The organism is Deltaproteobacteria bacterium (assembly GCA_003696105.1).
Classification (GTDB): Bacteria; Myxococcota_A; Polyangia; order Haliangiales; family J016; genus J016.
Genome location: RFGE01000094.1, coordinates 1 through 18,329 on the forward strand (window position 1 = coordinate 1; position 18,329 = coordinate 18,329).

Annotated in this window: 14 protein-coding genes; 4 read left to right on the plus strand and 10 right to left on the minus strand. The window is 70.6% G+C overall.

Features of this window, described 5'->3' with window-relative positions:
- From D6689_06305 to D6689_06340, 8 genes are all read right to left on the minus strand, one after another.
- On the minus strand, positions 1 to 405 hold a 405-nt coding region (locus D6689_06305), incomplete at its 3' end, for a hypothetical protein (GenBank protein ID RMH43039.1).
- Positions 406 to 410: 5 nt separating this feature from the next.
- Positions 411 to 1,976, minus strand: a complete 1,566-nt coding sequence (aroB, locus tag D6689_06310) for a 3-dehydroquinate synthase (GenBank protein ID RMH43040.1) — start codon at positions 1,974 to 1,976, stop codon at positions 411 to 413.
- A gap of 21 nt (positions 1,977 to 1,997) precedes the next feature.
- Positions 1,998 to 5,669 carry a type IV pilus secretin PilQ gene (gene pilQ, locus D6689_06315; GenBank protein RMH43041.1) on the minus strand — a complete coding sequence of 1,224 codons (3,672 nt, stop codon included), beginning with the start codon at positions 5,667 to 5,669 and terminating at the stop codon, positions 1,998 to 2,000.
- Between the two features lie 199 nt (positions 5,670 to 5,868).
- Positions 5,869 to 6,528 (minus strand): hypothetical protein, encoded by a 660-nt coding sequence (locus tag D6689_06320; GenBank protein ID RMH43042.1) that lies wholly within the window; start codon positions 6,526 to 6,528, stop codon positions 5,869 to 5,871.
- Positions 6,525 to 7,346: a hypothetical protein gene (locus D6689_06325; GenBank protein ID RMH43043.1), complete on the minus strand. Its 822-nt coding sequence runs from the start codon at positions 7,344 to 7,346 to the stop codon at positions 6,525 to 6,527. Before D6689_06325 ends, D6689_06320 begins: the two co-directional genes overlap by 4 nt.
- The gene (locus tag D6689_06330) at positions 7,346 to 7,981 is read right to left on the minus strand and encodes a hypothetical protein (protein ID RMH43044.1); all 636 of its coding nucleotides are present in this window, start codon (positions 7,979 to 7,981) and stop codon (positions 7,346 to 7,348) included. The genes D6689_06325 and D6689_06330 overlap by 1 nt, the downstream gene beginning before the upstream one ends.
- Positions 7,982 to 9,028, minus strand: coding sequence for a type IV pilus assembly protein PilM (gene pilM / locus D6689_06335; protein RMH43045.1), 1,047 nt, complete (start codon positions 9,026 to 9,028; stop codon positions 7,982 to 7,984).
- A 101-nt stretch (positions 9,029 to 9,129) separates the two neighbouring features.
- Positions 9,130 to 10,398, minus strand: coding sequence for a sigma-54-dependent Fis family transcriptional regulator (locus D6689_06340; GenBank protein ID RMH43051.1), 1,269 nt, complete (start codon positions 10,396 to 10,398; stop codon positions 9,130 to 9,132).
- Between the two features lie 421 nt (positions 10,399 to 10,819).
- On the opposite strand from D6689_06340, the gene D6689_06345 reads away from it, so the two are divergent.
- Both D6689_06345 and D6689_06350 read left to right on the plus strand, forming a co-directional pair.
- Positions 10,820 to 12,184, plus strand: coding sequence for a VWA domain-containing protein (locus D6689_06345; GenBank protein RMH43046.1), 1,365 nt, complete (start codon positions 10,820 to 10,822; stop codon positions 12,182 to 12,184).
- A 111-nt stretch (positions 12,185 to 12,295) separates the two neighbouring features.
- Positions 12,296 to 13,339, plus strand: coding sequence for a hypothetical protein (locus D6689_06350; protein RMH43047.1), 1,044 nt, complete (start codon positions 12,296 to 12,298; stop codon positions 13,337 to 13,339).
- A 16-nt stretch (positions 13,340 to 13,355) separates the two neighbouring features.
- On the opposite strand, the gene D6689_06355 is transcribed toward D6689_06350, so the two are convergent.
- Positions 13,356 to 14,240, minus strand: coding sequence for a diguanylate cyclase (locus tag D6689_06355; GenBank protein ID RMH43052.1), 885 nt, complete (start codon positions 14,238 to 14,240; stop codon positions 13,356 to 13,358).
- Positions 14,241 to 14,323: 83 nt separating this feature from the next.
- On the opposite strand from D6689_06355, the gene D6689_06360 reads away from it, so the two are divergent.
- Both D6689_06360 and glpK read left to right on the plus strand, forming a co-directional pair.
- Positions 14,324 to 15,109 (plus strand): alpha/beta fold hydrolase, encoded by a 786-nt coding sequence (locus tag D6689_06360; protein RMH43048.1) that lies wholly within the window; start codon positions 14,324 to 14,326, stop codon positions 15,107 to 15,109.
- Positions 15,106 to 16,578, plus strand: coding sequence for a glycerol kinase (gene glpK, locus D6689_06365; protein ID RMH43049.1), 1,473 nt, complete (start codon positions 15,106 to 15,108; stop codon positions 16,576 to 16,578). Before D6689_06360 ends, glpK begins: the two co-directional genes overlap by 4 nt.
- 29 nt (positions 16,579 to 16,607) lie before the next feature.
- Here the strand turns inward: glpK and D6689_06370 are convergent, their stop codons facing one another.
- Complete coding sequence (locus D6689_06370; protein RMH43050.1) at positions 16,608 to 18,113, minus strand: hypothetical protein; 1,506 nt, start codon at positions 18,111 to 18,113, stop codon at positions 16,608 to 16,610.
- Positions 18,114 to 18,329 lie beyond the last annotated feature (216 nt).

An 18,329-nucleotide genomic window follows, 5' to 3' on the forward strand; every position in this document is an offset into this window, starting at 1 on the left:
GAGCTCGAACGAGAACGCGGCCGTGCCGCCGTCCGGCATGATCGTGCCGCTGAACCGCACCGTCGTGTCGAGAGGTTCCGTCAAGCCGCTCGCATCGACTCCGTCCGGGAACGACAGCGACACGTCCGCGCCACGCACGGACACGACGCGAGCCGACGGCTTGTCCTTGATCGACTCGCCGAGATTCTTGACCAGCGGGAAGAACAGATAGCCTCCCTGGGTGTTCAGGTCGACGGTCCCCACCGCCCGAAACTCGGCGTTCTCCGCGGCGCTGACCGTGCAGCCGGACAGCGGCACCTGGTTTTGCACAATGACGAGAGTGCGGCCGGCATCCGTGCAGCCGGCGAGCGCGAGACACAAGACCAGTGACCGTGCGAGGTCCAACCGAGGCATGGCGTCCTCCAAACCTTTCAATCGTACAAAAGTCCCGACAACTCGTCGAGTTTCAGGGGTTTCACAACCGGCGCACCGGGCCGTTCGATCGCCACGAACCGGATCGCGTCGCCGCGCCGCTTCTTGTCGACCGCGACGTGAGCGAGCACGTCCGGCCGCAGCCACCGATCGACGTCCACGTCGAGCCCGCGCGCCGACAGCAGCGCGGCGACGCGGCGTTCCAGCGCCGGGTCGCACAGACCGAGCGCTGCCGACACCCGGCACGCGGCGACCAGCCCCAGCGCGACGCACTCGCCGTGCAACAGCGTTCCGTAGCCGGCGGCGACCTCGATCGCGTGGCCGATCGTGTGGCCGAGGTTGAGCACCGCACGCTCGCCGGTGACCTCGCGCTCGTCGCGCGATACCGTCCACGCCTTGAACGTCGCACACCGGCGGATGAGGGTCGCGTCGGTCGGATCGAGCCGCTCGCACAGCGCGAGCATCTCCTCGGAGTCGAGAAGGGCGTACTTGACGAGTTCGCCGACCGCCGCGCGCAGTTCGCGCGCCGGCAACGTCGCGAGCGTGTCCGTGTCCGCGACGACTGCCTTCGGCTGCCAGAACGCGCCGACCAGGTTCTTGCCGGCCGGCAGGTCGACGCCGGTCTTGCCCCCGATCGACGAATCGATCATCGCCAGCAGCGTGGTCGGCACCTGCACCAGGTCGACGCCGCGAAACAGCATCGCCGCGACGAAGCCGGCGATGTCGCCGACCACCCCGCCGCCGAGCGCGATCACCACGGATCCGCGGTCGAGGCCGGCTGCGACCAACCGCTCTGCGATCGACCCCGCGGTCGCAAGCGTCTTGTGCTCCTCGCCAGCCGGGATCACGACCTCGACCGCGCGCACGCCGGCGCGCTCGACGCGAGCCCGAAGTCGATCGAGGTAGTGCGGCGCGACGTGCTCGTCGGTGACGATGGCAGCCGCGGTGTAGCCATCGACGAATTCGCCGATCCGGTGCAGCACACCGGGCGCCACGACGATCGGATAACTCCGACGCCCGAGTGCGACCACGGTAGACGCCGCGCGCGCATCGTCCGGCACGCGATCGAACGCGCCAAGCGCATCGACCGTCGCACGCACGACGTCGGCCACATCCCGCTCTTGCACGTCGACCCCGAAGTGCGCCTGGCGATACACCGGCAGGCGCGCGTCGTACAGCTCGCGGAGCGCGGCGACCGGACGCGCCAACATCGGCCGCGACGCCGGGTCGTCTACGCGCGCGCGCAGCGCGTCGAACGGTGCGTGCAGCGCGACGACCGCACCGGCCGAGCGCATCTGGTCGAGCGCGCCGGGCAGACACGGCGTCCCTCCTCCGGTCGCGATCACGGCGGCGCCTTCCGCGACGACCGCATCGAGCGCAGCGCGCTCTCGCCGCCGAAATCCGGCCTCGCTCTCCGCCGCGAAGATGTCCGCGACGCTCATGCCCGCCTCGCTCTCGATGCGCTCGTCGAGATCCACGAAGGGCAGACCGAGAGCGCGCGCGAGCGCCCGGCCGACGGTGGTCTTGCCGCTGGCCATGAAGCCGATGACGAAGACCTTGCGCATCCCGTTGCGTACCGCACGGCGCTACTCGCACCGCAAGAATGCGCGATTCGTGATCTTCGGCGTGATGAACACCAGCACCTCGGTGCGTTCGTCCGACTCCGACTTGTTGCGGAACAGCCACCCGATCACCGGCAGGTCGGCAAAGAACGGCACCTTCTTGCGGCTCCACGACGTCGACCGGGTGTAGATGCCACCGATGACCGCCGTCTCCCCGTCATTGACGAGGATCGACGTGCGCGCCTCCTTGCGCAAGATCGACGGATCGCCGCGTGCGCCGGTGTTCGCGAAGTCGGCCTCGTTCTTGGTGACCGCCAAATCCATCGCGATGGAACAGTCGCGCTGCGACACGTGCGGCGTCACCGACAAAGACAGGTCGGCCGGCACGAACTGCGTCTGCACACCATTGGCCGAAATCACGGAGATCGGGATCGAGACGCCCTGGCTGATATCCGCTTTCCGGTTGTTGAGCGTCGTGATCTTCGGCGCGGACACGATCCGGATCGACCCCTGGTCCTCGGCCGCTGACAACCGCAGGTTGATGTTGAAGTTGCCTCCGACCGAGCCGAATGAGAACCCGAGGCCGCCACCCGCGCCGCTGCCGATCGCCGCCGGCAGATTGACGGCGAAGTCCGACGGCACCGCCGCCACGCCGGTCGAGTTGGTCTGTGTGTCATCCGCCGCGCCGGCGATCTCGATGTCGCTCGGGAAGATCAGGCCGGTCGCGTTCCCGCGCGCCTGGGTCGCCGCGCCGCGGCCGCCCCACTGCACGCCGAACTCCCGGCTGAAGCTCGACCGCGCCTCGACGATGCGCGCCTCGATCTGGATCTGCGGAGTCTGCGTGTCGAGCCGCGACACCAGGTCGATGATGCGCCGCCGGTGGGCGCTGATGTCGTTGACGATCAGCGAGTTGGTGCGCTTGTCCACCTCGATGCGGCCTTTGGGCGAAAGCAGCGGCGTCAGGCGCCCTTTCATCTCATCGGCGACGGCGTAGTTGAGGGTGAAGATCTCGGGCTCCGGCGCCTCGGCGCGCGCGAGCGCCGCGATTCGCTCCGCCTCGGCCTTGTCCTCGGCGTCGAGCAGTTTGCGCGGAGCGACGCGGATGAGCGTCCCCTCGCGCCGATACCACAAGCCCTTCGATTCCAAAATGACCTCGAGGGCCTGGTCCCACGGCACGTTGCGCAACCGCACGGTCACGGTCGCACGAATCTCGTCCGGCACGACGATGTTCACTCCGCCGACGTCCGCGAGCAGCCGCAACAGGTTGTGGATGTCGGCGTCCTTGAAGTCGAGGTCGATCTTGCGTCCGCGGTACACCTTGCGACGCCGCGACGACTGCGCGACGGTCTTGCTCGTGATCGGCGTCGACGCGGCGACCGTCGGGCCCGCCGGCGCCGGAGCAGCCGGTCGCGCCGCGGCCGTCGCGCCCGTCGGTTTCGCGAACTCCCAGTAGTAGAGGTTGCCCTTGCGCTTGAGCACGCTGCGCGCCGGCGTGCTGAGGTTGACCACGACGCGCACCTTGTTCGGGTCGCGCGGATCGCGGTACGACGAGACGGCGGTGATCGGCCCGCCGAACCGAGTCGTGTCGAGGGTACGCTCGAGTTCGGCTGGAATGGCAGCCCCGGCGATCTCGAGCACCGCCTTCGTGCCCTTGGCGGCGACGACCTTCGGCACCGCCGCACCGTCGACCGCGACGACGACGCGGGCCACCGGTCCGGCGTCGTCGTAGTCCACGAGACGAACGGCCGCGGTCCGGGACGCTTCGCGACGATCGCCTGTGTCCGCCGCGGCGCGCGCGGCGGCTGCCTCGGCGCGCCGGGCGGCGCGGGCCGTCGCCGCGGCGCGCGTCTTCGCCGCCTCCGCGCGCGCGGCGGCCGCCTCGGCGCGCGCCTTGGCCGCCTCGGCCTGTGCGCGGCGGGCCCGCGCTTTGGCCGCGTCCGCCTCGCGCCGGGCCGCCGCGCGGGCGCGCTCCGCCTCGGCGCGGGCGCGCTCCGCCTCGGCGCGGGCGCGCTCCGCCTCTTGCTTGCGTGCGCGCGCCTCGGCTTGCGCGGCGGCCGCCTCGCTCTCGGCCGCGCGCTTGGCCTTTGCGGCGTCCGCGACCTTCTGTTCGGCCTGTTCGGCGCGAGCGATCGCGGCCTCGCGATCGCGGTGCAGACGATCGCGCTCGGCGCGCAGCGCGGCGATCTCCTCAGCGACGCGCTGTCGTTGTGCACGCAGCTTTTCCAGTTCCGCCGCGCTGTCAGCTGCCTGCGCTTTCAGGCGCACCAGTTGAGCGCGACGGTCTGCGTTCTCCGATTCGAGTTCCGCGACGCGACGGCGAGCGACGTCGAGCGACGCGCGCAGCCGCTCCGCTTCCGCGCGCGCCCGGCGTTCCGCCTCGACGGCCCGCTTTTCGGACGCACTGCGCGCCTTCGCCGCCGCCGCCGCCCGCTTGGCCCGCTGTTCGGCCCGCGCCGCCCGCGCGCGCGCTTCGGCGAGCGCTTGCTCGGCTCGCGCCTTCGCCTCTTCTGCCGCCGCCCGGCGCTGCTCGGCGTCCCGCCGGCGCACCTCCGCCTGTCTCGCCGCCGCGATCGCGGCTTCGCGCGAACGCCGCGCGTCGGCCGCCGCCCGCTCCGCATCGGCGCGGCGCGCCTGCGCTTCCGCGAGAGCCACCTCCGCTGCCCGCCGCAGCCGCTCGGCCCGCTCCGCGGCGTGCTCGGCGCGCTGCCTCAGCGCGCGCGCATCGTCGCGCCCTGCCTTGGCGGCGGCCTGCGCCCGCGCCTCGAGCGCCCGCGCCTCGCGGCGCGCGCCGTCGGCGTCAGCCCGCGCCTTGGCCGCGTCCGCCGCCGCGCGCTCGGCCCGCGCGCGCGACGCGTCGGCGATCTGCTGCGCACTTCGCCGGGCTTTCCGGGCCGCCGCGAGCTGTCGCTCCGCTTCCTCGCGCAGCGCCTCGGCCCGCTTCACCTCGTCGGCGGCCGCCCGCGCTTTGGCGTTCGCCGCCGCCAGCGCCGCTTCGGCCGCCCGGCGCGCGTTGTCCGCCTCGTCGCGCGCGCGCCGCGCGGCGGCGCGCGCCTGGCTCGCCTCGAGACGCGCCGCGAACGCCTCCTGCTTTGCCTTTTGTTCTGCTTGCCGCGCTTGCTTGGCGCTGGCCTCGGCACGCGCGACGGCTTCCGCCGCCGCCTTGCGCGCGCGCGCCGCCTCCGCCCGCGCGCGCTTCGCGTCGGCGCGCGCGCGCGCCAACTCCGACGCATTCGCGCCCGCGGCCGGCGGCGGGTCGCGCGGGGCAATCTCGACGATCACGTCATGGCCCACCGCGCGTACGTCGTACGTTCCCGGCCGCGCCATGCCGACCACGACGCGCACCGTCGACCGTGCGCCGCCGAGCGCGTGCGCCATCACCTGGCCCACGCCCCAGGTGTTGACGTCGTAGGTCGCGATCCCGTCCTGAGCGCCGACGTCCGCCGCGAGTTCGGCGTTCGCGATGTCGATCACGACGCGATTCGGGCTCCCGAGCTTGTACACAGTGAACGTCGGCGTCGCCGTCCCGCGAATCGCGATCGTCGTCTTGCCGGCGTGCTCCCCCGCTTCGACCGATACGACGCGGTTGCGAGCCGGACTGGCCGCCGCGGTCGCCGCGGGCACGAGCAGTGCGGCGAGGATTGCGGCGAACCGCAAACGGCGGCGCGCGGAAGTTGAATTGAGCGGGTGTGCGGACATGGGGTCTCTCCTTGCGAACACGAGGCGGACACAGGCGAGCCTGTGACGCGGTGTTGCCGAACCGAGACAGCCACCGAAGGTGGCAACAGCAATGATTCAGTTGTTACCGGCACAGGCCCCGCCCGACCTGCGCCGTCCTCGAATTATCTCTTGACGAAAAACGTGATCACAAATTTCTTCACAGGATTCCTCTCGCCAACTACTCGGTCGCTTCGCCTGCCGAGGCAGTCGAACCGTTCGCCTCGACTTCGATCTCCTCCGGATAGAGCTGCACGTCGCGCGTTTGCGGCGCGGGCGCCGGCGCACCGGGTGGCGCTTCGGGAATCACGGTGAGGCGGACGAAGCCGGTGCCGATCGTGTCCACGCGCGCCTTTTCTTTGCCGAGGCAGTCGGCGCGCCGCACGATGTGGCCGTAGCCACCGCTGTCGCGGAAAAGCGCGTAGCTCTTGGTGCCTCGCAGCACGATGCCGATCAGCTTCAAGTTGCGCAGCGAGTAATTCGACGCGACCGAGTTGTCCTTCGTGCAGATGTCGTTGACGTCGAGCACCGGCGCGGCTCCCTGGCTCGACTCGGTGCGCGGCGCGTTGAACACGTACGACCGGAACGGGTCGCGGTTGACGTCACCGGAAGGATCGGGCTTGAAATCGTCCTCGGTGAACTCGTGGCGGTACTCGTCGGGCACCTTGGTGTAGCCGCCGGCGGCCGCGGGCGGCGGCGGCGGAGGCGCCGGCGGCCGCGCGCGAGAGTCGCCGGGGCTCCGCCGGCGCGCGGGCGGCGGCTCATCGCCGCAAGCCAGCGTTCCGACTGCAACCACTCCGAGCAGGCCGAGGACCAGACTGCGAACCGCGTGGGCGTTCATTGTTGCGTCCCTCCACTCGCGTTGTCCGCGGCGCCCGGTTTCGGCTGCGGCGCCGGCTTCGGCTGCGCGCCCGGCTTCGGCTGCGGCGCCGGCTTCGGCGGCGGCTGCGCGCCCGGCTGCGGTGCCGGCGCGCTGCCTTCGAGCGCCCGCTTTGCGAACTGCCCGGCGCCGGCGCGGGTGCCGCGCTTCGGCGCGGGCGGACCGCCTTCCTCCGGCTCCAGTTCGCCGAGCGACGTATCCGGTGGCTTGTCCTTCTGCCGGAAGGTCATCGCCACGAACGACGCCTTCAACGTGATCTCGTCCGACTTGACGTCGTGCGGCAGGAGGCGCAGTGAACCGATGCTGATGATGCGGTCCGTCTTCGACAGCAGGTAGAAGTAGTTTTTGATCTGGTAGTAGGTTCCGGTGACTTCGAGCGCAACCGGCACCTTGACGTACGTGTCAACCGCGGACTCGTTGCGGCGCGCCCATTTCGTAATCGTCACCCCGGCGGCAGACGCTTGCTTCTGCAGGTGCATGAAGAACGCGGGCAACTCCGACGAGGCCGGCAGGGTGACCTGGTTCTTCTTGAGTTCCTCGTCGAGTTCCTCTTTCTTCTGGAGCAGCTCGATCCACGCGCGCTCGCGCTCCTTGAGCGACGTCTCCTCGCGCAACAGGCGACTCCGTTCCGCCTGGAGCCCGCGCTTTTCGTCGGCCAGGGTCGAGTAGAAGAACTGCCAGTAGAAGAACCCGAGGAACGCCAACACGCCGCCGAGAACGGCGAGTTTGACGCCCAGCGGCTTCTGAGCGAGTTCCGCGGCGAGATCTCGGCGAGCCATCAGTACACCACCTTCCCGGAAAGAAGGAAGTTGTAGAACGAGACGCCGGCGCCCTTGTTCGAGGTCTCGCCACCGCTCTGAATGGTCACGTCGTCGAAGTAGACGGATGCCGTGAGTCGAAGCACGAACTGCGTCATGTCGCTATCGGACTGCGCCGCACCGTAAAGCTGCATCGTGCCGCCGTTTTCCTCGAACTTCGTGATCCACACGTGCTTCGGATCCCAGCCCTGAACCCAGGCTCGGTTGGGATCTTCGCGCACGCGTTTGGCCATCTCCGGCGTCATCGTCGGGTTCTTGTCCTTCGTGAGGATCGTGGACAGTTCGTGCATCATCCACGCCGGCGTCACCCGCGCGTTCAGCAACCGGTCGATCGCTTCCTTTTGCGCCTGGGCCGCCTTGAACGCCGCCTCCAGCTTTTCGAAGTCCTTCGTCTTCTCGCGCAGCGCCGACAGCTTCTTCTTCAGCGCCTGGTTCGCGGCCTGCTGGCTGTCGATTTCCTCCTGCAGCGGCCGGTGCACGAGCAAGAACACCAGCACCCCGACCACTGCCACGATCGCGAAGCCGATCGCGAGCGTCTGCTGACCCGCGTCGGCCTTCTTGGACTTCTTCTGCGGAAGCAGGTTGATGCGAATCATTTATTTGTCTCCCGGCGCGCGCAGCGCGAGACCCAATCCGACGAGCGCCTCCTGCGAATGCGCCCCCAGATACGCTTGGTCCAGCTTCGGCTCGACCGCGACGTTCTTCCACGCATCCACCACCTCGACCGGCAGCCGCGACCGGCGCTCCACCGCGCGGTGCAACGCCGCGATCTTCGCCGTGCCGCCGGACATGCAAATCTTGCTCACGGTCGTGTCCGCCGATGTCGCGAGGAAGAAATCGAGCGACCGCTGCAGCTCGCCGGCCATCACGTCGGCGACGCCCTCGATGATGCGCTCGACATCCTGCGGCACGACGCCGTGCTCGTCGTACGAGCCGCCGACCTTGTAGGCTTCGGCTTCGTCGGCGGCGACATTGAGCTGCTTCTGGATCTCCTCGGTAATCGCGTTGCCCCCGATCGTAACGTCGCGGGTGAACAGGCTCTGCGACCCGCGAACGATGTTGATCGTGGAAATCGCGGCGCCCACGTTGACCAGCACCACCGTCTCGTCGGGCGCGAGGCTGTAGTTGATCTCAAAAGCGTTTTGCGCGGCGAACGCCGCGACGTCCACGACCGCCGGCTGCAAACCGGCCTCGCGCACGACCGAAGCGTAGTCGTGGACGACCTCTTTCTTGGCGGCCACCAGCAGCAGGTCCATCTGGCCCGCGGCGTTGGCGTCGCTGACGACCTCGTAGTCGATCTCGACGTCGTCTTTGGCGAACGGGATGTGGCGCTCGGCCTCGTAGGGAATCTGTTCGTCGATCTCCGCGGCGCTCATCTGGGGCACTGAGATCTTCTTGATGATCACCGAGTGGCCGGCGATGGCGATCGCCACGTCTTTTTGACGTAGCTTCAGCCGACTCCACAGCGCGCGGATCGCCTCGACGACCGCCCCCTGATCCATGATCGTCCCGTCCACGATCGTCTGGGGCATCAGCGGCTCCATGCCGAACGCCAAAAGTTGCACGCCGCGCTTGGTCTGCTTGACCTGCACCGCTTTGACGCTGCTGGAACCGATATCGAGACCGACGCAATTCTTGGCCATGGTGTGCCCTAAACTCCGACTTTATCCCACAAGGTGGGATGATGCCCCACATCGTACCGGCGGCGAGTCGACGGACGCAAGAAATCCGCTGCTTTTGTGCATCACAGCCCGTACTCCTTGATCTTGTACAGCAGGGCCCGATGAGAGATCTCGAGCAATTTCGCTGCGTTCGTCCGGTTCCCGCCGGTCCGCTCGAGCGCCTGCGCGATGAGCCGACGCTCGAGGGCGCGCGACGCCTTCTTGATCGACAGGTCGTCCGGGTCCGCGGTCACCGCCGGGTGACGCGCCGACCGACGCAGCCGTTCCTCCAGCAGCTCCGCGGTGATCTCGGGCCCGTCGCACAGCACCATCGCCCGCTCGATCGCGTTTTCCAGCTCGCGCACGTTGCCGGGCCACGGATAGTCGACCAAGACGGCCATCGCCTCGCGGGTCACGCCGCGCACCGGCATGCCGGCCGTCGCGTGCTTGTCGGCGTACCGGCGCACGAAATGGTCGACGAGCGCCGGAATGTCCTCGCGCCGCTCGCGCAGCGGCGGAAGTTCGATCGGGACGACCTTCAGCCGGTAGTACAGATCCTCGCGAAAACGCCCCGCCGCCACGTCGGCATCGAGATCGCGCACGGTCGCGGCGACCACCCGGACGTCCACCCGCACGGCCACCGATGCGCCGACGGGCCGAACCTCCTCCTCCTGGAGCGCGCGCAGCAACTTGACCTGAAGTTCGACCGGCAACTCGCCGATCTCGTCGAGAAACAGGGTGCCGCCGTCGGCCTCCTCGAACATGCCGCGCTTGTCGCGCACCGCGTCGGTGAACGCGCCGCGCCGGTGGCCGAACAGTTCCGACTCGATCAGACCGGGCGGGATCGCTCCGCAGTTGACGGCGACGAACGGCCCGCGCGCCCGCGGGCTCAGGTCGTGCAGCGCGCGGGCCACGAGTTCCTTGCCGGTGCCGCTTTCGCCGGTGATGAGCACGTTGGCCTTGTACGGCGCGACCTGGCGCACCTCGCGGATGACCCGCCGCATGGCCGGACTGCGACCGACCAGCCCGGCGATCGCGCCGTCGTCCGGCTCGGCCCGCAGCCGCGGCCGCGCTCCGCGCAGCGCCGCGTTTTCGCGCAGCAGCGCCACCCGCTCGCCGGCCCGGCGCAGGACCTGGTCGAGACTGTCCGGGTGGACCGGGCGCGCCAGCCAGTCGTAGGCGTCGCGCGACTCGCCCAGCGCGACGACGGTCGCGTCCGGAGCCGCCGCGACGAGCGCGCCCACCCACGCCCGGTCGCACAGCACGAGATCGTAGCGGCCCTCGCGCGCGGCGCGAACCGCGGCGTCCGCGGCGGCCGCGGCGTCCACCGCCATGCCGCGAGCGGCGAGCATGAGGTGGATGGCGTCCCGCTGGGCGGCGTCCGGTTCGCCCACGAGCGCGCGCCGCAGCGCGCGCCGAGCCCTCTCCGGCGCGCGCGGCACCGCGGTCGACGCAGGCGTCCCCAAGGTGCCGAAAGTGTATCACTCGGGCGCCCGCGGGCGCCATTTTCGCGCGCGAGCCGCCCTCGCCGGGCCAGCGCCGCGCCGCGGGCGAGCCCACGCCGAGCGCGCGCGGCGGTCGACCCGCCAACGTGGTTGGCGACGCTGCCAACGACGGGAAGCCGCGGGGAGGCGGGCGGGTTGTAACCGGTTGAAAGCGCGCGGGGGTCCCCATGGCAGGCCATTTGCTTTTACAATGCCGCGTCCATTCGCGAAGCTGCCCTACGCGGTCGAGCCACCAGGCCCCGCCGCTCGGCTCAGGAGGATCGTCGCCATGACTCGTCGTCTACCCGCACTGCTGTTCGCCGCCGCGCTCGTCGCCGCCGGGTCGGCGTGCATCAACCGAGAAGTGTCCGAGGTCAAGCCGAACCAGAACGGCGAGCAATACAAGGACATCCCGGTCGAACTCAACCGCGACATCGACATCCTGTTCGTGGTCGACAACTCGGGCTCGATGGCCGAGGAGCAGAACTCCCTCGAGCAGAACTTCAACCGGTTCATCAACGTCCTCGCCAACATCGAAGGCGGGTTGCCCAACGTCCACATCGGCGTCGTGTCCACCGACGTCGGCGCGGGCCCGTTCAACATCTCGGGCTGCTCCGGCGAAGGCGACAACGGCGTGTTGCAGAACGTCCCGCGCAAGGCGGGCTGCTCGCCGCCGTCGGGCCAGTTCATCGTCGACATCGCCAACCCCGACGGCACGCGGCAGACGAACTACACGGGCGACCTCGCGGAGACGTTCGGCTGCATCGCGAAGCTCGGAACCGACGGCTGCGGCTTCGAGCAGCCGCTGGAGTCGGCGCTCCGCGCGCTCGACGGCCGCAACGCGCAAAACCAGGGCTTTTTGCGCAAGGATGCGTTCCTCGCGATCATCATCATCTCGGACGAGGACGACTGCTCGACCGAAGACGAGAACATGTTCGACACCGCGCAAAACTCGATCGACGACCCGCTCGGCCCGCTGTCGTCGTTCCGTTGCTTCGAGTTCGGCGTCAAGTGCAACCCGGACAACCCGCGCCAGCCCGGCACGAAGGCCGAGTGCGCGCCGCGCGAGGACTCGCGCTACATGTATCCGGTGCAGCACTACATCGACTTCTTCAAGGGGCTCAAGGACGACCCGCAGCAAGTCATCGTGGCCGGCATCATCGGCAACCCCGAGCCGGTCGTCGTCGCGCCGGACATGAACGGAAATCCGGAGCTGCAGCCGAGCTGCCAGAGCGGCTCCGGCGAGGCCGCGCCGGCCGTTCGCATCAAGACCTTCCTCGATGCGTTCCCGCAGCGCAACACCGTCACGACGATCTGCAACGAGGACCTGTCGGACGCGCTCACCGTCATCGCCGAGCTGCTCAAAGCGGTGATCGGAACGCCGTGCCTCGAGGGCAACATCAAGACGGATCCGATCGAGTGTCAGGTGTCCGACGTGCGCTTCCCCGGCACCGACCGCCAGGAGGAAACGCCGATGGCCAAGTGCGACAACGAGGCCGACCCGGCGAGTTCGTCGGTGCTACCCTGCTGGGTGATCGAGGAGGATCCCATGCAGTGCGCCGACACCGAGACCCGGCTCGCCGTGAAGGTCTTCCCCGAAAACCGCTCGGTGCCGACCGGGACCCACACGATCGTGCGCTGCGTCGTCGAGTAACGGCGCGCGCGGAACGACTCGGCGGCGGCCCGCTGCGGCGGGCCGCTCGCCGTTTCGGCCGCCGGCGTCCCGCGCTTGCCCCCGCGGCGGCGGTGGCGTAGCGTCGCTTGCGTGGGCAAGCCGTGGCTCACGGCCAATCGCGTGACGTTCGCGCGCATCGCCGTCATGCCGCTGATGGTGTGGCTGTTCTATCAGGGGCGCGCCGGTCGCTGGTGGGCGTTCGGCGTCGGCGCGATCATCGCGATGACCGATTTCGTCGACGGCTACCTCGCGCGCAAGCACGGCCCAACGGTGCTCGGTGCCCTGATGGACCCGATCGCCGACAAGCTGTTCGTCGCGGTGATCTTCCTGCCACTGGTTCACCTCGGCTGGCTGCCGGCGGACCTCGTCGCGCTGATCTTCGTGCGCGAGCTGCTGGTGACGGCGCTGCGCACGATCTACGAGCGCCGCGGTGTGCGCCTGCGAACGAGCTACTTCGCCAAGGTCAAAACGTGGGTGCAGATGCAAGCGGCCGCGACGATCCTGTTCATCGGCCTCGTCGGCGACCGCACCGTCGTGTGGATCGCGGTCAGCGCCAGCGCGGCGATCGTGGTCGCGGCGATCGTCGCCATGTGGCTGGCCCGCCGCCGCGTGTGGCGCGGCGCGGTCATCATGCTGGCGATGACGGCGGCGCTGGCGGCGACGCTGCTGCCCGCGTCGCTGCGCGACACGTTCTGGTGGATCACGCTCGGCATCCTCGCGTTCACCTGGGGTAGTGGCATCGACTACGTCGTCGGCGGCGTGCGCCAGTTGCGCGGTACGGGTGCGCCGGCGGCGTCGGACCTGGTGCGCATCGCCAGCGCGGTCGCCATCCCGCTGGCGGCCGTGCCCGCGCTAGTCGCGGGAGGCATCCCGCCCGCGCTGCCGATTGGCGTGGTGTGCGTCGAACTCGCCGTCGGCGGCCTCGACAACCTGCTGGCCCACCACGGCGCCGAGGGCGGCGCGCTGGCGTGGGCGGCGCGAACCGGGCCGGCGGTCGCGTTGCTCGCGGCGGCGCTGTGGGCGGCGCACACCGCCCGCGCTGGCGCGATCACACCGCTGGCGGCGGCTGCGCTCGCGGCGTCGGTCGCCGGTGGGGCGCGCGAGTTCTGGCGCGGCCGCCGCTACTACCTGTGACGGCGCGAGGCGGCGCTCAGCCGACCACGCAGTTGCGGCCCGCGCGCTTGGCCCGGTACAGGTTGTCGTCGGCCATTTTGACGAATGCGGACGCATCGATCGGCTGCGTGCCCTCGATCGTCGCGACCCCGACCGAGATCGTCACCGGGAAGCGGTCGTGCTCGTACTCGAACTCCTCGTCCGCGACGATCCGGCGGATCTGCTCGGCGAACTCCATCGCTCCGGCGTGCCCGGTCTCGGGCAGCACCGCTGCGAACTCCTCACCGCCGTAGCGAGCCAGCAGTTCCTCCTTGCGGATGCGGCGCAGCAGCCGCCGGGCCAGCTCCCGCAACACGAAATCGCCGGTGAGGTGGCCGTGCTGGTCGTTGATCGCCTTGAAGTGGTCGATGTCGAACATCAGCAGCGACAGCGGCCGGCCGTATCGCGTACACCGCGCGATCTCGCGGTCGAGGAACTCGAGAAAGTAGCGCTTGTTGTGGGCGCCGGTGAGCGCATCGATGATCGTCAGGCGGTAGATCTCCTCGTGGTACGACGACTCGATGCTGTCGCCGCTGAGAAACTTGAAAATTGCGGCGCCCACCTTGAGGAAGTCGCGGTCGCGCAGCGGCGACCGGTCGATCGGCACGTCGTTGATGTACGAGCCGTTCGTGGACCCCAGGTCCTCGACTTCCCAACCGCGGCCGGTGCGGTACAGCCGCGCGTGCCGGCGAGACACGGAGTCGCGGTCGATCTGGATATCGCAGTCGCCGCCGCGCCCGACGATGATCTCGTCCGCGTCGAGCGGGAACCGCTTGCCCATCGTCGGCCCGGGCGGATAAATGAGCACGAGGCACGCTTCGCCGTCGGCCGCCTTCGGCTTGACGATCTGGACCTTCGTGATGCGAGTCTTCCACTCGGACATCGACCGCACGGCTCCCCTTTCGGGTTCTAAGCCGCCGTTTCCCCGGCTGTCAATGTACGCCGGGGTGTGATAGGCCATGAGGCGTGGGCGACGCCGACCCATTCGACCTGCCCGGCGGCCCACGCGGGGCGCTGTGCGTTCACGGGTTCACCGGCACGCCGTTCGAGGTGCGACCGCTGGCCGAGGCACTCCACCGCCGCGGGCTCACCGTGTCGGCCCCGCGGCTGCCGGGCCACGGCACGTCCCCCGCCGACCTCGACCGGACGACGTGGCTCGACTGGGCCCGGGCGGTCGACCGCGCGCTGGACGGCCTGCTGGCGCGGTGCGAGCGCGTCGCGATCGCGGGGATGTCGCTCGGCGGCGCGCTGGCGCTGCACACCGCGCGCCACCGGCCCGACGACGTCGCGGCGGTCGCGGCCCTCGCGGCGCCGGTGTGGCTGCCGCGCGCCGCGCGGCTCGCGCTGCGCGCGCTGGCGCTGCCGCCGCTGGCACGCCGCGTCCGCGCGCTGCCCAAGCGGGGCGGCTCGGACGTGCGCGACCCGGCCATGCGCGCGCACAACCCGTCGTACCCGGTCATCCCGGTGCGGGCCCTTGGCGAACTCGACCGCTTCGTCCAGGTCGTGCGGCGCGAGCTGCCGTTCGTCCGCGCCCCGACCCTGGTCGTCCACTCCCGCCGCGATCACACCGTTCCGCCCGCGTGCGCCGACGAGATCGAGCGCGCGATCGGCGCGCGGGTGGTCCGCCGGCGCACCCTGTGCGATAGCTTCCACGTCATCACGATCGACGTCGAACGCGACCTCGTGGCCGACGAGGTCGGCCGGTTCTTCGACACCCATCTGTCCGACACCCACTGGGGAGGCGCCGCATGAAACACGTCATCTCGATCGACCAGGGAACGACGGGCACGACCGTGCTGATCCTCGACGAGACGCTGCGCGTCGTGGCGCGCGGCTACCGCGAGTTCCGCCAGATCTATCCGCAGCCGGGATGGGTCGAGCACGATCCGAACGACATCTGGGAGTCGGTCACCGGCGCGCTGGCCGACGCGCTCGGACAGGCGTCGCTTTCCCGCGATGCGATCGCGGCGATCGGGATCACCAATCAGCGCGAGACGACGCTGCTCTGGGATCGCGCGACCGGCGAACCGGTGCGCACGGCGATCGTGTGGCAGGACCGCCGCACCGCCGACCTGTGCGCCGACCTCAAGGCCGCCGGCCACGAGCAGCGCGTGCGCGCGACGACCGGGCTCGTGCTCGACCCGTACTTCAGCGGCACGAAGCTCAAGTGGATGCTCGACCAGGATGCCGACCTGCGCGCGCGCGCCGCCCGCGGCGACCTCGCGTTCGGCACGGTCGACTCGTATCTGGTGTACCGGCTCACGGGCGGCGCGCACGTCACCGACGTGAGCAACGCGTCGCGCACGCTGCTTTTCGGCCTCGAGTCGCTGGCGTGGGACGACGACATGCTGGCGCTGTTCGACGTGCCGCGCGCGGTCCTTCCCGAGGTGCGCGGCTCGGCCGAGGTATATGGCCACACGCGCGGCGTCCCCGGCGTGCCCGACGGCGTACCCGTATCGGGGATGGCCGGCGACCAGCAGGCGGCGCTGTTCGGCCAGGCGTGCGTTTCGCCCGGCGACGCCAAGTGTACCTACGGCACCGGCGCGTTCATCTTGATGAACACGGGCGGGCAACCGGTGGCGTCCCGCCACGGACTGCTGACCACCGTCGCGTGGAAGGTGGCCGACGAGGTCGCGTACGCGCTCGAGGGCTCGGCGTTCATCGCCGGCGCGGCCGTCCAGTGGCTGCGCGACGGGCTCGGGCTGATCGAACGGGCGGCCGACATCGAGGCGCTCGCCGCGTCGGTCCCGGACTCGGGCGGCGTCGTGGTCGTGCCCGCGTTCGCGGGCCTCGGCGCGCCGCACTGGCGACCGGACGCGCGCGGCCTGATTACCGGCCTCACCCGAGGGACGACCGCGGCGCACATCGCGCGCGCGACGCTCGAAGGCATCGCGCTGCAAAACTACGACATCCTGCAGGCGATGCAGCAGGACTCGGGACGCACGCTCACGTCGCTCAAGGTCGACGGCGGCGCAGCGGCCAACGACCTGCTCATGCAGTTTCAGGCCGACGTGCTCGGCGTGCGCATCGCGCGACCGGAGATCCTCGAGACGACCGCGCTGGGCGCCGCGTTCCTCGCCGGCATCGGCGCCGGCGTGTGGCGCGACGCGGCGCAGGTGGCCGGCGTCTGGCGACAGCAGCGCGCGTTCGAGCCGACGCCGGACCGCGCCGCGATCGACGCGCACCTCGCGCGGTGGAACGCGGCCGTGGCCAAGGCGTAGCGACGGACGGCCTCCGCGCCGGCGTGCGATCACGCCGTGAGCGAAGCCGCGGCCGGCGAACGCGCGACCCCCGGCTGGCCGCGCGCCAACGCCCGCGCCAGCTCCGCGCCGACGAGTTCCAGGTCCGCGGCCGCGCGGTCGGCCGACCCGCGCGGCTGCGCGCCGTACAGGATGTAGCGAACGCCGCCGCCGACGGCGACCGACAGCGACAGCGCATAGGCGCCCTCGACGCCGGCGACCAGCCGCGCGAGCGCGCGATCCGGCCCGGAGCGTCCCGGCGCGCCGCGCACGAGCGCCGCCTCGCGCGCCACGAACGCGAGCGCGCAGGCGTCGTCGAGCGCCACGAAGAACGCCTGCAGCCCGCGCGGATCGGCGATCGTCCCCGCCGCGCCCCACACGCGCGCGGCGCCGCCGGCCACCTCGAACACCACGCCGCCGGCAAACCGCGTGGCCAGAAAGTCGAGCGCGCATTTGAGCGCGGCCGTGCCGCCGGCCGACGCGCGCAGCGCCGCGAGCACGTCGACCGTCGCCGCCGGCGCAAGCGACACGCCGGCCGTACACTCCGCGGCGATCGGCTCGCACACGCCTCCGGCCGCCGGCCCGCGCGCGAGGGTCGCGCGCAGTTGCTGGCGCATGCTGTCCGACAGGTCGATGCTCGCGCGCGGCACGGCGTCGTCGCGCGCGAGCGCGCGGGACAGCGACAGGTGCAGCGCGGCCGGCGGCGGCGCCTCGATCCGGCGCGGCAAGATGCCGATGATCTCGGTCGCCACGTCGGGCGCGACGTTGACCACGAGCGACCGACACCACGCCACGACCGACGGCACGCCGAGCGCGTCGGCAAGCGGCGACGCCGAGCGCGCATCGCCCAGCCACGCGGGCACCGCGTCGAGCAGCGCGTTGACCTCGACCGGGCCGAAACGCGCGCCCACGGCGAGCGCGTCGGCGTCGACCGCGATCGCCAGCTTCACCGCACCGCCGCCATCGACGGCTCGCTCGGCGAGCTGGTGGGCGAGCAGCGCTGCGCGGGCCGCCTCGTGCCGCTCGAGTCCGCGCGCGCGCAGATCGTCGCGCATGTGAACGGCGGCGCGGTGCGCGCCCGCGCCGTCGCGAATGGTGTACGCGATCGGAGCGGACGCGACGTAGCGCGCGATGCCGAACGGCGTGCCGGCGACGAGCTTGGCGATCGTCGATCGCAGATCGCGCGGCTCGATCGCGCCGAACGCATCCGCGCAACCGGGAGCGACGACGACGTGGGACAGCCCGCAGTCGCGAACCCACGAGCCGATCTCGCCGGCGCGGGCCGAGATGCCCACGACCGGCGTGCGCGTCGACCGCGCGGCCGACCACACCGACGCGGGCACGCCCGCGTCCGCGTCGACGACCACGGCGTCGACTGCACACGCGGCGACGAGTTCGGCGGCGACGTGATCGACCTCCGCGCACGTGACGTCGACGGCGGCGGCGCGCAGCGCGTCGGCCAGGCGCAGCGCTTCACGCGGACGCGGACTGAACACGAGCGTGGAAGGCGTCTTCATCGTCCACCCCTTTTCCGTTTCGCCGATTCGTCGCCGCACATCGCGACGACGGATCGCGACGATCTACCTTGCAGACTTGTCCACAGGATCACAATCGCTATGGATAACTTTTTAGCTGGTTGTAACGACTACACTTTGCGAGCGTGTCGATGTGCGCACGCTGTGAACGATGTGTGGATCGGGAGTGGCCTGCGCGCCATCCGGGACATCCCGGGC

Coding starts and splice junctions, on each gene's coding strand:
- D6689_06370 (RMH43050.1), bottom strand. CDS start 18,113: ATGAAGACGCCTTCCACGCTCGTGTTCAGTCCGCGTCCGCGTGAAGCG.
- D6689_06355 (RMH43052.1), bottom strand. CDS start 14,240: ATGTCCGAGTGGAAGACTCGCATCACGAAGGTCCAGATCGTCAAGCCG.
- aroB (RMH43040.1), bottom strand. CDS start 1,976: ATGCGCAAGGTCTTCGTCATCGGCTTCATGGCCAGCGGCAAGACCACC.
- D6689_06325 (RMH43043.1), bottom strand. CDS start 7,346: ATGGCTCGCCGAGATCTCGCCGCGGAACTCGCTCAGAAGCCGCTGGGC.
- D6689_06340 (RMH43051.1), bottom strand. CDS start 10,398: ATGCTCGCCGCTCGCGGCATGGCGGTGGACGCCGCGGCCGCCGCGGAC.
- D6689_06330 (RMH43044.1), bottom strand. CDS start 7,981: ATGATTCGCATCAACCTGCTTCCGCAGAAGAAGTCCAAGAAGGCCGAC.
- D6689_06320 (RMH43042.1), bottom strand. CDS start 6,528: ATGAACGCCCACGCGGTTCGCAGTCTGGTCCTCGGCCTGCTCGGAGTG.
- pilM (RMH43045.1), bottom strand. CDS start 9,028: ATGGCCAAGAATTGCGTCGGTCTCGATATCGGTTCCAGCAGCGTCAAA.
- pilQ (RMH43041.1), bottom strand. CDS start 5,669: ATGTCCGCACACCCGCTCAATTCAACTTCCGCGCGCCGCCGTTTGCGG.
- glpK (RMH43049.1), top strand. CDS start 15,106: ATGAAACACGTCATCTCGATCGACCAGGGAACGACGGGCACGACCGTG.
- D6689_06345 (RMH43046.1), top strand. CDS start 10,820: ATGACTCGTCGTCTACCCGCACTGCTGTTCGCCGCCGCGCTCGTCGCC.